Origin of the sequence: Corynebacterium matruchotii, assembly GCF_011612265.2 — a bacterium.
Lineage (GTDB): Bacteria > Actinomycetota > Actinomycetes > Mycobacteriales > Mycobacteriaceae > Corynebacterium > Corynebacterium matruchotii.
Map to the genome: position 1 here is coordinate 713,345 of NZ_CP050134.2, position 14,704 is coordinate 728,048.

Below are 14,704 nucleotides of genomic sequence, written 5' to 3' on the forward strand. Positions count from 1 at the left end.
ACCGTCAATGTTTGGCGTCTATATTCACGTGCCGTTTTGTTCCTCCCGGTGTGGTTATTGCGATTTTAATACCTACACCCCAGGTGAACTGGGTACCTCTGCGTCCCCGGAAACCTATCTTGATGCTCTCGAACAAGAACTCGAACTCGCCGAATTTAAACGCCCCGCCGACACGATTTTTATCGGTGGCGGCACCCCATCGCTGCTGGGGGCCCAGGGCCTGCGCCGCATCCTCACCGCGATCCGTAACACCTTCGGCATCAACCCCGGCGCGGAGATCACCACCGAATCCAATCCCGAATCCACCAGCCCCGAGTTTTTCGCGGAACTCCGCGACGCCGGGTTTACCCGAATCTCCCTGGGCATGCAGTCCGCCAGCGCCCACGTGCTACAGGTGCTAGAGCGCCGCCACACCCCAGGCCGGGCATTCGCCGCGGTCGCAGAGGCCCGGGCGGCCGGGTTCGCACACATCAACCTGGACATGATCTACGGCACCCCCACCGAAACCGACGCCGACGTGCAAGCCACGGTAGAGCAGGTCATAGCGTCCGGGGTGGATCACGTGAGTGCCTACTCACTCATCGTCGAAGACGGCACCCGCATGGCGCGCAAGGTGCGGCGCGGTGAACTACCCGCCCCCGACGAGGACGTGTACGCGGATCGGTACGCGCTTATCGACGCCGCCCTAGTGGCGGCCGGCTACCGGTGGTACGAGGTGTCCAACTGGGCGCAGCCCGGCGGGGAATGCCGGCATAACCTGGGCTATTGGCGGGACGAAGACTGGTGGGGTGCCGGCCCCGGCGCCCACTCCCACCTGGGCGACCTCCGGTTCTATAACGTCAAACACCCGGCTACCTACGCGCAGCGGCTAGTGTCGGGGGTGCTGCCGGTGGCGGGCGTCGAAAAGCTCACCGCGGCGCAACGCCATGAGGAACGGGTCATGTTGGGGCTGCGGCTGCGGGAAGGGCTGCCGGTGACATGTTTCAACGACAAGGAGCTCGCCAAGGCGCGGGAATTCCCGGGCCTGATTGATGTGTCGGACCAGCGGGTTACCGTGACCGAGGCTGGGCGGCTGCTTGCCGACGGCATGATTGCCGATATCCTGGTGATGGGTGAATCGTAAAACCAATCATCGTGAGGAGGACGTAAATGGCATCCGCAGCCGAGGAACGCCGCCAGCAGGTGCTGCGTGCAATCGTCGCCGACTATATTGCCACCCAGGAACCGGTCGGTTCGAAAGCCCTGCTCGATCGGCATAGATTCGACGTGTCCTCCGCCACCATCCGCAACGACATGGCCGCTCTAGAGGCCGAAGGCTATATCAGCCAACAACATGCCAGCTCCGGCCGGCTCCCCACCCAAAAAGGGTACCGGCTGTTCGTCGACTCCCTTAGCGACATCAAACCCCTCTCTGATGCGGAACGCCGCACCATACTGACTTTTCTCGAAGACGGCGTCAACCTGGAGGATGTGCTACACCGCTCCGCGCAACTCCTGAGCCAATTCACCCGCCAAACCGCCATCGTGCAGCTCCCCAACCTGCGGGCCAGCCACGTGAAACACTGCGAAGTGGTGTCGCTCACCCCCACCCGGCTGCTGCTGGTGCTCATCACGGACACGGGCCGGGTCGACCAACGCCATGTGGAATTAGACCACACGTGCGAAGCCGACCACATCATGGTTTTGCGGGACCTTCTCAACCAGGCCCTGGATGGGAAAACCCTCGCCGATGCCGCCGGCTCGCTGGCCGCTATTACTCATCCTGACCCGGAGGTCACCAGCCACCTGTCCCGATGCGTTACTGTGCTCATCGAAACCCTGGTCGAACCCCCCAACGATCGGTTGATCCTTGCTGGCCAATCCCACCTCATCCGCATCAACCCGCACGATCTGCCCACCATCCTTCAAGCCCTGGAAGAGCAGGTCATTATCCTGAAGCTCTTGGCCAGCATCCAAGACCTAGACCAGGTGAGCGTGCTCATCGGGGACGAAACCCGGGACGATCAGTTGCGCTGCACCTCGGTGGTGGCCACCGGCTACGGTTCCCCCGGCGCCCCGCTCGGTGGCTTGGGGGTGGTGGGTCCCACCTACATGGATTATTCCGGCACCATGTCCAAGGTGTATGCGGTGGCCCACTATGTGAGTCGGGTGCTGTCCGAAATGCAAACCTAGCCGGATCTCGGCGGTCACATGGGATTGCTGTGGGGCCGATGTGGGGCACGCTGGGAGTGGGCATACCCGAGGCACGCTGGGCACATGAGGGTGATGGGGACGCCGGTGGGTACGCCTTGAGCGAACATGACTCACCTAAGTGGGGAATACCGGACCATCATGGTTACAATAAACCCCGCAATAACCAATAAATCTGTCTCTTGTTAGCAAAGGAAGTTCGCCCATCGTGGCCCGAGATTATTACGCAATACTTGGCTTAACCCCAGACGCAACCGACAATGATATTAAAAAGGCGTACCGTCGGTTGGCTCGCAAATACCATCCTGACGTCAATAGCACCGAGGAAGCGGCCGAAAAATTTAGCGAAATCTCCATCGCCCAAGAACTCCTCCTCGACCCCGAAAAACGCCGCATTATCGACATGGGCGGGGATCCTCTCGCCGGCCCTAGCGGTGCCCCCGGCAATATGGGTGGTTTCGGTGGATTCTCCGACATTTTTGATGCCTTCTTCGGCGGTGGGGCGGGCACCCGTGGGCCTCGCAGCCGTGTCCAGCCCGGCAACGACGCCCTATTGCGCACAACCATCACCCTGGAGGAGGCTTACTCCGGGGTGGAGCAGGAGGTCACCATTGACACCGCCGTGGTGTGCGAAACCTGCGAGGGAACCGGCAGCGAATCCAAACAGAAACCGGAAACCTGCACCCATTGCGATGGCATGGGGGAGGTGCAGCAGGTGCAGCGTTCCTTCCTCGGTAATGTCATGACTACCAGCACCTGCCCGGCCTGCGGCGGCTATGGGGAAATCATTCCCGACCCGTGCCCCACCTGCGATGGAGCCGGTAGGGTGAAGGCGCGCCGGGAGAAGGTTATTCAAATCCCGGCGGGTATTAGCGACACGATGCGGGTGCGCATGGCTGGTCAGGGCGAGGTGGGGCACGGCGGTGGCCCGGCCGGTGACCTGTATGTTGAGGTGGACGTGAAGCCACACCCGGTGTTTACCCGGGAGAAAGATAACCTGCATTTGACGGTGCATGTACCCATGGTGGATGCCGCATTGGGGTCGACAGTGGCGGTGCAATCGTTGGATGGCACGATGATTGACTTCGTGATCCCCGCGGGCACCCAGCCGGCAGATCGCCTGGTGGTGAGCGGCAAGGGTATGCCCCGGCTGCGGGGCGAAGGCTTTGGGAACATGATCGCCCACGTGGATGTGACAGTGCCGCGGGAGTTGGACGACAAGTCCCGGGAGCTGCTGGAGAAACTGCGGCGGCACCGGGCGGAGGAAGCCGGGGTGCACGCCGATGAGTCGGAGCACGGTTCGGTGTTCTCCAAGCTACGCAACCGGTTCCGCAAGTAGGTTGCTCAGGGGGCTATAGGTGTCACGGCCGGTTTATGTGCAGGAGTTCCCCACGCCGCCCACCGTCGGCAAGGTTATCGAACTGACAGGCGATGAGGGTCGGCATGCGGTGAGCGTGAAGCGCACCAGTGTTGGCGAGCAAATCGAGCTTGTCGACGGCCACGGCACCCGGGCCGTCATCACCGTGACCGGGGTTTCCGGGAAAGACCGGCTGGTGGGAGTTGTTGACTGCGTTGCCAGCGAACCGGCCCCACGGCCAACCGTGACGGTTGTGCAGGCCCTGCCGAAAGCCGCCCGATCCGAACTCACGGTCGATCTGCTCACCCAGGCGGGCGCGGACGTGATCGTGCCGTGGCAGGCAGGTCGGTCCGTGGCGAATTGGGGAAAGAAACAGGACAAGGGGCTGGCCAAGTGGCGGGCCGCCGCCCGGGCGGCGGCGAAACAATCCCGGCGGTCCAGGATCCCAGAGATCACCCCGGTGGCGGACCAAGCGGCGGTGGTGGCGTTGATCCAGGCGGCGCCGCTGGCCCTCATGCTGCACGAGGATGCCACCGGGAAAATCACCGACCAGCCCGTGGCCCAGGTGGATTCGGTGGTGCTCATCATCGGCCCGGAGGGCGGCATCAGCCCAGCCGAACTGGATGCGTTCACCGCGGCGGGGGCCCACCCGGTGCGGCTCGGCCCGGAAGTGTTGCGGACGGCCAGTGCGGGCATGGTGGCATTAGCCGCTCTGGGGGCGGTGACCGACCGATGGTAGTCGTGTGGCACAATGCATAATGAGTGATTGGTTAACCACGAACAAAGATAGGTTGAATATTTAGTGACTGTCCGTACCGAAGCAGTACCACACATAACCCGCACCGTGGCGCTCGACGAACGCTACTCGCAAACAATCCTGGGCATCAACGACGAAAACCTCAAAGTATTAGAAAACCAGTTGGATTGCCAGATTCATGTGCGGGGCACCGATGTGACGCTCATTGGGGTCGCCCACGAGGTTGCCCGAGCCCTGAAGGTATTGCAGGAATTGCAGGCCATCGCCCGCCGCGGCCATGTGATAAGCCCCGACTCGGTGAAAAACGCCATCCGCATCGTCACCGGCGAAACCCCCCAATCAGTTTCGAAAGTATTGGCGAATAACATTATTGTGCGGCGGGGCAAGGCGGTGCGGCCGAAAACCCTGGGGCAGCAAGACTATGTTGATGCCATTGATACCAACACCATTGTGTTTGGGTTAGGCCCGGCCGGCACCGGCAAAACCTACCTGGCCATGGCCAAGGCGGTGCAAGCCCTCCAAGCCAAACGAGTATCCCGAATCATCCTGACCCGGCCGGCCGTAGAGGCGGGGGAGAAGCTCGGATTCCTCCCCGGCACCCTCAATGATAAAATCGACCCCTACCTGCGGCCTCTCCACGACGCGCTGCGGGAAATGGTCGACCCGGAAATCATCCCCAAACTCATGGAGGCCGGCATCATCGAGGTCGCCCCACTGGCCTACATGCGGGGCCGCACCCTCAACGATGCGTTTGTGATCCTCGATGAAGCCCAAAACACCACACCGGCGCAAATGAAAATGTTCCTCACCCGGTTAGGGTTCGGGTCCACCATTGTTGTCACTGGTGACATCACCCAGGTGGACCTGCCGGCCGGCCAAAAATCCGGGCTTCGGCTGGTCCGGGACATACTCGCCGGGGTAGATGACATCTATTTTGCCGAGTTGACCGCGGACGATGTGGTGCGCCACCAATTGGTGAGCCGCATCGTGGCGGCCTACGATGAGTACGAAGAACGCCACTAGTAGCGTCGACTACCTAAAGAAAAGCAACAGATGAGTATCGAAGTTGTCAATGAATCCGGCTACGATGGGGTCAACGAAGAATCCCTCGCCGACGTGGCCACATTCGTGCTGCGGGAAATGGACATCCACCCCAGCGCAGAGGTCACCGTGTCCGTCGTGGACGTGCCCACCATGTCGGAACTGCACCTACGGTGGATGGGGTTAGAAGGCCCCACCGATGTGATGAGCTTCCCCATGGACGAACTCACCCCCAACATGGGTCGACCCGACTCGGCCGGATTCGGGCCGGCAATGCTGGGCGATATCATCCTCTGCCCCGAATTCGCTCACAAACAGGCAACAAAAGCCGGGCACGATCTGGGGCACGAACTCTGCCTCCTCACCACCCACGGCTGCCTGCACCTGCTGGGCTACGACCACATCACGCCGGAACAAGAACAAAAAATGTTTGCCCTGCAAAATGAACTCTTGATGGATTGGTACGCTTACTGCGCTGGTCGGCACATCGAATTCCAGCCCAAACCCACCGGGCCTGGGGCATTTCCCTCGGCGGCTGATCGGGCGGAACTCGACAACCAACTCGCCGCCGATGAGAAATCCGCAGGCCAAGGCGGTATTCCCGCCATTGCGGAGCCTAAGGAAACCTAAATGAGTCCCCTGGTGATGGGCACCGTTGCTGTGGTTGCCCTGTTTTTTTCCGGGCTGTTCAACACCATTGAGGCGGCGCTTGCAGTCAGCTCCAAAGCCCGGGTGGCGCAAATAGCCAAAGAAAAATCCACCCGCGCTGCCCGCCGACTTTTGATCGTGCTTGACCACCGGGCCGAACACATCAACCTGCTTATCCTTGGGCAAAAACTCTTAGACGCCACCGCGGCCGTGTTCACCGCCATGCTTGCAATGGAATGGTTATCGCCGCGCATCGAATGGGCGCTCGCGGCAGCCATCGGCGGGGTGACCCTGCTCTCGTTCGTGATCGTGGGCGTGTTCTCCCGCACCATAGGGCGGCAAAACCCCTACACGGTGTCGCTGGTGGCGGCGTTTTTCCTCCGGCCTACCTTCCGAATCCTCAACCCAATATCGAAAGTGCTGATTGGTATTGGTAATATTTTGGCGCCGGGTCGTGGTTTCCAGGACGGACCGTATTCCACCGAGGTAGAGCTGAAGGAAATGGTGGAGATCGCCCAGTCCAAGGGCGAAATCGAGGTCGACAGTCGCATGGTGCAAAACGTGTTTGATCTTTCCGACAGCATTGCTAGAGAAGTCATGGTGCCCCGCCCCGACATGGTGTGGATCGAATCGGGGAAGCTTGCCTCCCAAGCGCTCACCCTGTGCATCAAATCCGGGCATTCCCGCATCCCCGTGATCGGGGAAAGCGTCGACGATATCGTGGGGGTGGTCTACCTCAAGGACGTGGTGCAGCGCATGCACTCCCCAACCAAGGGCGACAAGAATCCCCTGGTGGATGAGGTCATGCGGACCGCTCATTTTGTGCCCGATTCGAAACGACTCGACGACCTACTCGACGAAATGCAGCGGGAACGATTCCACATCGCCCTGCTTGTCGACGAATTCGGCGGTGTGGCCGGCCTGATCTCCATCGAAGACATCCTCGAAGAAATCGTGGGCGAAATCACAGACGAGTATGATTCGGCGGAAATCACCCCCATTGTGCAAGATCCCAATGATCCTTATAAATATCGGGTCGTGAGCCGGCTACAACTCGATGACCTGGTGGAACGGATCGAAGATGATCACCACATCACCATCAACTTTGACCCAGAAATCCTCGACCAGATCGACACCGTTGCCGGGCTTATCGCCTATGAAAAAGGCCGGGTGCCGCTGCCCAATACCGAGGTAGAAACCTCCGGGCTGCGACTCAAAGCCATCGGCGGCCGAGACCGGCGCGGCCGAATCAGCGTGCGCGAGGTCGATGTCACCATGCTGGTGCGTGGTGACGACGCTGAGGAATCAGATCACAACCCGGACGATCCCGCCGACACTGCGTAACTCCCGCGCGGGACGGCGTCGTCAAGCGGGCGAGTTTTTTATTCACCGGTTGTGGCGCAAGATAGAAGTTATGGCAATTCTTTCAATCCAATCCCACGTTTCCTACGGGCATGTGGGAAACTCCGCCGCCGTTTTCCCACTGCAACGCATCGGGCACGAGGTTTGGCCCGTCCACACCGTGAACTTTTCTAACCACACCGGCTACGGCGAGTGGACCGGCGAACTCATCCCCGCCGCGCAAGTATCCAGCATTATCGACGGCATTCAGGCCCGCGGCGCATTCCCTACCATTGACGCCATCCTCTCCGGCTACCAGGGCGGATCCGACATTGCTGACGCTATTGTGGACGCCGTGGCAAAAATCAAGGCCGAAAACCCCAACGCGCTTTACGCCTGCGACCCGGTCATGGGCAATGCGAAATCCGGCTGCTTCGTCTCCGACCTCATCCCACCCCTGCTCCGGGACAAGGTTGTACCCGTCGCCGACATCATCACCCCCAACCAATTCGAGCTCTCCTACCTCACCGGTGTGGACGCCGACGACATTGACTCCACCCTCAAGGCCGCCGAGGCCGCCCGCAAGATCGGCCCCGAAACCATCCTGGTCACCTCGGTGCTCCGGCCAGACCGGCCCGAACACACCATCGAAATGATCGCCGTCAACGACCAGGGCGCCTGGAAGGTACAAACCCCGTTCCTCGACATCAAACGCAACGGCTCCGGCGACGTCACCGCGGCACTGTTCACCGGGCATTACGTGCGCGACAAGGATGCCGCCGGCGCCCTGGCGAAAACCGCCGCCGCGGTCTATGAACTCATCGAGCTCACGCATGCGAAAGACTCCCGCGAACTCCTACTTATCGACGCCCAAGAGTCCTACGTCCACCCCACGCACCAGTTCGAAGTGACAAAGATCGCCTAACCTGCCGGCGACGGCAGCGCCAGTGTTCGAAAGGGGCCTCCGATTCCCCGGCACCCGAGTCATAGGTTTCCGCTATCTATGTGATATAAGTCTGTGCTTACTCGGTGTTGGGGCGCTATGATAAGCGACAAACCACAAATGTGAGGGAAGCGGGTACTGGCGTGGGAAAGTCGGAAATCGGAGAAATCAGTAACGCCTCCCCAGCTGCGCCTGCGGTGGATGCGCGCCACCTCTACCGCACCTTTCGCACCACTGGGAAAGAATTCACCGCACTCGCCGACATCACCTTCACCATTCCGCAGGGGGAGGCCACGGCCATTCTCGGCGTGAACGGTGCCGGCAAAACCACCCTTAGTAAAATCCTGGCCACCTGGCTTTACCCCACCTCAGGCACCGTCAACATTTTCGGCGCCGATGTGGTGACGGCGGCCGCCCACGCCCGGCAACACATCGTGGCGGTCTTCGGCGGCGACCGCGGACTTTACCCCATGCTCACCGCGTGGGAAAACCTCTCCTACTTCGCCGCCATCCGCGGTGCCGCGCTGCCGAAACCCCAACTCGCCAGCATCCTCGACAGCGTGGGGCTCGCCGACGCTGCCCACCGGCGAGTCGAAGAATACTCCAAAGGCATGAAACAACGCCTCCACATTGCTGTGGGCCTCAGTGCCAACGCCCCTATCCTGCTGCTCGATGAACCCACCGTTGGCCTCGACCCCATCGAGGCAGCCCGGCTGCGCGGCACCCTCGCCGAACTGAAAAACCGCGGCAAAACCATCATCCTCACCAGCCACAACCTCACCGACGTGGAAGAACTCGCCGACCGGGTCATACTCATCCACACGGGCCGCATCAAATATGACCTGCCCCTGGCGCGCTTCAAAGAACTTGCCGGCTACCGGTACCGCATCACCGCCACCCTCCAACACCCAACCACCGAACCCGAGTTCGAACACCACCCCAATGTTGACGGCACCGTGCGCGTCACCCGGCTCATTGCTAGCGACGAACAAACCCTCATCACCCGCATCCTCGAACAACTCCAACCTTGCGGGCTTGTCGACTTCACCATCAGCCCCGCATCCCTCGAAGAAGCCTTCACCAATGCGGTCCACAACAACGACGATGGCGGTGCCGCATGATGACCACGCACCTGTCCGCGCAGCTCCGGGCCATTATCGCCTCCGCCAAAATACAACTCCTCATCGTTGCCAAACGCCCCATGAACATCGCCACCGGGATCATCACTCCCTGGATGTTCCTCTCCCTCTTCCTCATCCCCCGACTCGGCAACCTCAACCAGGACCAAATCACCCACGCTATTTCCGCCACCATCACCGCATCCTTCTGGGCCGCATCCATCTGGAGCGGTGCCGGCATTATCCGCCGCGAAAAATGGATGGGCACCCTTGGCCACACCCTCTCCGGGCTGCTCAGCCCCATGGCCGCCATTCTCGCTAAAATGCTCGGCGCCGTCGCTTACGACGTCACCCTCATCACCATAAGCACCATCTCATTCTGCCTTATCTTCCGCATCCCCTTCCACTCCACACACCCTTTCCTGCTGGCGGCTGGCATTATCCTCGTCGCCGTCTTCGGCGTGTGCTCCAGCATCCTTATCGCCGGGCTGCTCATCAACAGTCGCAACCCCTTCCACCTCACCAACGCCTTCGGCACCCCCATGCTGCTCCTCGGCGGCCTCCTCATACCACCCAGCTACCTGCCCCCAGCCGTCTCCTGGGTATCCGCCCTCATCAACCTGTATTGGCTCAGGCAATTCCTCTCCTCCCTTACCACCATCCCAGACTGGGGCAGCCTACTCATCGGCTGTTTCGTTTCCACCTGCTACCTGCTCGGGGCCTGGCTCTGCATCCGCCACATGGTCACCCGGGCGAAAGTGAGGGGCACCTTTGAATTCACATAACCCACCCCACCAGTTATCGAACAAACTATCGGTAAAATGCCGGGCTGTGGCCGCAACATTCCGCCTAGGGGTCGCCAACTTCACCCGCGGGACCAGCCCCACCATGCTGGTCACCAGCCACATCATCCCCGAAATCCTCCGCATGATCACCTACGTGCTCATCGCCCGCGTCATCGGCGGCGACGCCGCGCAACAATATGCCATCCCCGGGGTGATCGTGCTCGCCACCACCCGCATGACCATCAGCGAAACCAGCGGCCTGCCTGTCGACGACGTGTGGAACAAAACCCTCGGCAGCAACGTCACCGGCACCCTCTCACCGGCCACCCAATACCTCATCCGCGCCCTCCCGCTTGCCGCCGTCGCCATCCTCGACAGCGCCATCGTCTTCATCATCCTCGGGTCCATGACCACCACCGATTGGGCCACCTTCACGGGTGCATGGCTTTGCTCCCTCATTGCCGTCCCCACCGGGCTCACCCTGGGCCTCGTCATCTCCGTGGCGTCGCTCCGCACCGACCTCCACAACCTTGTTCACAACGCCACCGTCAGCATCCTCACCGTCTGCTCCGGAGCGATCATCTCCGTCGCCCACGTGCCGGTCTTCCACGCCATCGGCGAATTCCTGCCCCTCACCCACGCCATCCAGGGCCTCCGGCTCGCCCTTGCCGGGCATTCCGCGCCCCATGCCCAGCTCACCGAAACCCTCCTCGAAGCCCGCAATGGCCTCATCCTGCTTGCCCTCGCCTACCTGCTATACACCGTCGAAACCGCCCGGGCCCGCAGAAAAGGACAAACCTTCTTCTCAAGCTAACAACCCACCCCACCACCACCCAAGCTGCACCCAAACCGCCCCCAGCGGCATCCAGGCCTAATGCTACAGTGAAACCTACCGACAATAACCATCACCAACAGAAGGAGTCAGGTGGATTACACCAACACCCCAGAAGGCTTCCGCTCCGGGTTCATGTGCTTCGTGGGCCGACCCAACACCGGCAAGTCAACACTGACAAACGCCCTGGTGGGGCAGAAAATCGCCATCACCGCCAACCAACCGGAAACCACCCGGCACCCCATCCGCGGCATCGTCCACCGCGACGACGCCCAAATCATCGTGGTGGACACGCCCGGCCTGCACCGGCCCCGCACCCTCCTGGGGGAACGGCTCAACGAAGTAGTCAAAGACACCTACGCCGACATGGATCTCATCGCCATCACCATCCCCGCGGACGAAAAAATCGGCCCCGGCGACCGATGGATCCTCGACAACGTGCGCAAAGTCGCCCCCAAAACCCCGCTCATGGGAATCATCACCAAAATCGACAAGGTCAGCCGCGACCAGGTGGCCCTCCAACTCATGGCCCTCCACAAACTCCTTGGGGAAGACAGCGAAGTAGTGCCGGTCTCCGCAGTCACCGGGGAACAACGCGACATATTATTAGACGTCATCACATCCCTCCTGCCGGAAGGGCCAAAATTCTACCCCGACGACCACGTCACCGACGACGACACCAACACCCGCATCGCCGAACTCGTGCGGGAAGCCGCCCTATCTGGCCTCAAAGACGAGCTGCCGCATTCCGTGGCGGTCGAGGTGGACGAAATCATCCCCAACCCGGACCGGCCCGGCACCCTCAACGTGCACGTCATCATCTATGTGGAGCGACCCGGCCAAAAAACAATCCTCATGGGGAAAAACGGTCGACGTTTCAAAGGCATCATCCACGCCGCTCGGCCCCAAATCTGCAAACTCCTCGACAGCAACGTGTACCTGGATCTACGGATCAAAGTCCTCAAAAATTGGCAGTCCGATCCGAAGCAACTAGGCCGGTTAGGGTTTTAATGCCACGGGAATCCTATCGGGAACGCGCTCTTGTCATCCGCACCTACGACCTGGGAGAAGCCGACCGCATCATCGTGTTCCTCACCCAACACCGAGGGCTGGTGCGGGGCGTGGCCAAGGGCGTGCGCCGGGCTCGCAGCCGATTCGGTTCTCGGCTGCAACCATTCGTCGAACTCGACGTGCAATTCTATGTTGGCCGGGAACTGGAATCGGTGACGGCGGCGGACACCGTAGGGTTTTACGGCTCCGGCATTATCGACAACATCACCTGCTACACGGCGGCGTCGGCGGTCCTAGAGGCGGCGGAACGCCTCTCGTTGGCCCACGACGAGCACGACGATCGGCTGTACCCATTGGTCGTCGACACGCTCAAACAGTTACAACACGCACCAGAACCAAAACTGCGGCTTGACACGTTTTTATTGCAGGCCATGACCGTGGCGGGGTGGGCTCCTAGCCTGTACTATTGCGCCCAATGCCAGGCGCCGGGACCGCATCACGCGTTTCACCCGCGGACGGGCGGTGCCGTGTGTGGGACGTGTCGGCCGCCGAAAGCCGCCGACGTGAACCCGGAAGTATTGCACGCCATGTGGCTGCTGCAACACGACCGGTGGGCGGAAGCCATCACGCTCATCACCGCCCAGGAGCAGGGGGCTTCCGCGCGGGAATCGTCGGAATCGGTGACGCATGAGATCCCCTGCGCCACGGCAATTCACCGGCTCACCAAGGCCCACTGGCAGTGGCACACCGAACGGAAACTCGCAAGCCTCATGGTCTTGGATCAGACTTAAAAAATTTGGCACAATACTAATCGTGACTGAAGAACTAACGCCACCAAACATCCCCGTCGAATTCCGGCCCCGCCATATTGCGCTGGTCATGGATGGTAACGGCCGCTGGGCAGAGCAGCGCGGGTTGAAACGCACCGAGGGCCATAAACGCGGCGAAGCAGTGCTGCTTGACATGGTGGCGGCCTGTCAGGCACTCGATATACCCTACCTATCCGCCTACGCCTTTTCGACGGAAAATTGGCGTCGATCCGCCGACGAGGTGCGGTTTCTCATGGGGTTCAACCGGGATGTGTTAACTCGGCAAAAAATGTGGTTGCACGAACGGGGCGTGAAAGTTCGGTGGGTGGGACGCCGCCCCCGCCTGTGGCGCAGCGTGCTACGGGAGCTGGAGTCCGCGGAGGAGCTCACCAAAAACAACACCAGCATGACCCTGTTTATGTGCGTCAACTATGGTGGTCGTGCCGAAATTATTGACGGGGTGCGGGAGATCGTTCGCAAAGCACAACGCGGGGAAATCCGACCGGACGATATTACCGAAAAGAATTTCCACACCTTCCTTGATGAGCCCACCATGCCGGATGTGGATCTCTTCCTGCGGCCCTCGGGGGAGAAACGCACCTCCAACTTTCTCCTGTGGCAGTCGGCCTATGCAGAGATGGTGTATCAGAATAAACTGTTTCCTGACTACACTCCGCAAGATTTATTTGATGCGGTAGAGGAATATGCCAAACGTGACCGCAGGTTCGGAGGAACGAAATAACGTGATGCAGCAGGAATCCGACTCCCAGCTTTCAGACGACCAACCCGCCAACCCGCCAACCCCGAAACAAATCCGCCGGTGGCAGCAATACCTTGCCAACGAACGGGCGGAGGCCGCCGTGTACCGGGAACTAGCCCGCAACCGGGAGGGAGAAGAAAAAGAAATCCTGCTTGCCATGGCCAAGGCTGAGGAACGCCACGAGCAGTATTGGCGCACCATGTTGGGTGATGATCTGGGCTTCCCGCGCGCGCCCAGCTTCTCCACCCGGATCATGGGATTTTTAGCCAAACGGTTCGGCACCGTGTTTACGCTGGCCATGATGCAAACCGCGGAGTCCCGCAGCCCCTACGCCGACGATGCCGACGCCACCGAGCAAATGACGGCGGATGAGGCCATCCACGCCGAGGTAGTGCGGGGCCTGGCCGCCCGCGGCCGGGAAAAAATGAGCGGCAATTTCCGGGCCGCGGTGTTTGGCGCCAACGATGGCCTGGTGTCTAATTTCGCCCTGGTGCTCGGCGTCATGGGTGCCGGCGGCATTGACAGCAACATCATCTTATTGACAGGGATTTCCGGCATGCTGGCCGGGGCGCTCTCCATGGGGGCCGGGGAATATATTTCGGTGAAATCCCAAAACGAATTATTGGAGGCATCCCACCCGCACCTGGCAACCAGCACCGTGGTGCCGCAATTGGATGTGGACGCCAACGAATTAGCGTTGGTGTATCGTGCCCGGGGAATGAGTGTGGCCGAAGCCAAGGAACAGGCCGACAAGGTGTTTGCCCAGATCGAACAGTCCAAGAGCGTGGATGCGGAAATGCTCGCTGGCGCGAATGCTGCGGAGGACGAAACCCTCAGCAGCCCCTGGATGGTGGCGGCATCTAGCTTCCTGTGTTTCGGGGCTGGGGCACTGCTGCCGGTGCTGCCGTTCTTTTTCGACCTGCCGCAGATGATTGCTGGGGTGATCGCCACGGCGTTGGTGGGCATTGCCCTCATGGTGACGGGCGCCATCACCGGTATTTTATCCGGCAAACCACCATTCTTGCGGGCGATCCGCCAGTTGGTGGTGGGGATGCTGGCGGCCGGGGTGACCTATGCGCTGGGCATGCTCTTTGGGGTGGCCGTCGGCTAGC

At 60.9% G+C, this 14,704-nt stretch carries 15 protein-coding genes; all 15 read left to right on the top strand.

What is annotated here, in order from left to right; translation table 11 throughout:
- Positions 1–7: 7 nt before the first annotated feature.
- A complete protein-coding gene (gene hemW, locus HBA49_RS03220) occupies positions 8–1,123 on the top strand; it encodes a radical SAM family heme chaperone HemW (protein WP_005526408.1) in 1,116 nt (371 codons plus the stop codon).
- A 26-nt stretch (positions 1,124–1,149) separates the two neighbouring features.
- Complete coding sequence (gene hrcA, locus HBA49_RS03225) at positions 1,150–2,172, top strand: heat-inducible transcriptional repressor HrcA (protein ID WP_005521595.1); 1,023 nt, start codon at positions 1,150–1,152, stop codon at positions 2,170–2,172.
- A gap of 226 nt (positions 2,173–2,398) precedes the next feature.
- Complete coding sequence (gene dnaJ / locus HBA49_RS03230) at positions 2,399–3,529, top strand: molecular chaperone DnaJ (protein ID WP_005521597.1); 1,131 nt, start codon at positions 2,399–2,401, stop codon at positions 3,527–3,529.
- 19 nt (positions 3,530–3,548) lie between these two features.
- A complete protein-coding gene (locus HBA49_RS03235; protein WP_040431922.1) occupies positions 3,549–4,286 on the top strand; it encodes a 16S rRNA (uracil(1498)-N(3))-methyltransferase in 738 nt (245 codons plus the stop codon).
- A 93-nt stretch (positions 4,287–4,379) separates the two neighbouring features.
- Positions 4,380–5,327, top strand: a complete 948-nt coding sequence (locus tag HBA49_RS03240) for a PhoH family protein (RefSeq protein WP_225866045.1) — start codon at positions 4,380–4,382, stop codon at positions 5,325–5,327.
- A 30-nt stretch (positions 5,328–5,357) separates the two neighbouring features.
- Positions 5,358–5,975, top strand: a complete 618-nt coding sequence (gene ybeY / locus HBA49_RS03245; RefSeq protein WP_005521601.1) for an rRNA maturation RNase YbeY — start codon at positions 5,358–5,360, stop codon at positions 5,973–5,975.
- Entirely contained in the window at positions 5,976–7,337 is a 1,362-nt protein-coding gene (locus HBA49_RS03250; protein WP_005525550.1) for a hemolysin family protein, read from the top strand.
- A 70-nt stretch (positions 7,338–7,407) separates the two neighbouring features.
- Positions 7,408–8,259 carry a pyridoxal kinase PdxY gene (gene pdxY / locus HBA49_RS03255; RefSeq protein ID WP_005525694.1) on the top strand — a complete coding sequence of 284 codons (852 nt, stop codon included), beginning with the start codon at positions 7,408–7,410 and terminating at the stop codon, positions 8,257–8,259.
- A gap of 161 nt (positions 8,260–8,420) precedes the next feature.
- Positions 8,421–9,398, top strand: a complete 978-nt coding sequence (locus HBA49_RS03260; RefSeq protein ID WP_005525839.1) for an ABC transporter ATP-binding protein — start codon at positions 8,421–8,423, stop codon at positions 9,396–9,398.
- Positions 9,395–10,180 carry an ABC transporter permease gene (locus HBA49_RS03265; protein ID WP_005526241.1) on the top strand — a complete coding sequence of 262 codons (786 nt, stop codon included), beginning with the start codon at positions 9,395–9,397 and terminating at the stop codon, positions 10,178–10,180. The genes HBA49_RS03260 and HBA49_RS03265 overlap by 4 nt, the downstream gene beginning before the upstream one ends.
- A gap of 46 nt (positions 10,181–10,226) precedes the next feature.
- Positions 10,227–10,994 carry an ABC transporter permease gene (locus HBA49_RS03270; RefSeq protein ID WP_005526196.1) on the top strand — a complete coding sequence of 256 codons (768 nt, stop codon included), beginning with the start codon at positions 10,227–10,229 and terminating at the stop codon, positions 10,992–10,994.
- Positions 10,995–11,105: 111 nt separating this feature from the next.
- Positions 11,106–12,023 (top strand): GTPase Era, encoded by a 918-nt coding sequence (gene era / locus HBA49_RS03275; protein ID WP_005526571.1) that lies wholly within the window; start codon positions 11,106–11,108, stop codon positions 12,021–12,023.
- Complete coding sequence (recO, locus tag HBA49_RS03280) at positions 12,023–12,814, top strand: DNA repair protein RecO (RefSeq protein WP_005526600.1); 792 nt, start codon at positions 12,023–12,025, stop codon at positions 12,812–12,814. The genes era and recO overlap by 1 nt, the downstream gene beginning before the upstream one ends.
- Positions 12,815–12,836: 22 nt before the next feature.
- Positions 12,837–13,574 carry an isoprenyl transferase gene (locus HBA49_RS03285; RefSeq protein ID WP_005526238.1) on the top strand — a complete coding sequence of 246 codons (738 nt, stop codon included), beginning with the start codon at positions 12,837–12,839 and terminating at the stop codon, positions 13,572–13,574.
- Between the two features lie 4 nt (positions 13,575–13,578).
- Positions 13,579–14,703: a VIT1/CCC1 transporter family protein gene (locus HBA49_RS03290; protein WP_040432078.1), complete on the top strand. Its 1,125-nt coding sequence runs from the start codon at positions 13,579–13,581 to the stop codon at positions 14,701–14,703.
- The last annotated feature ends 1 nt before the right edge of the window (position 14,704 follow it).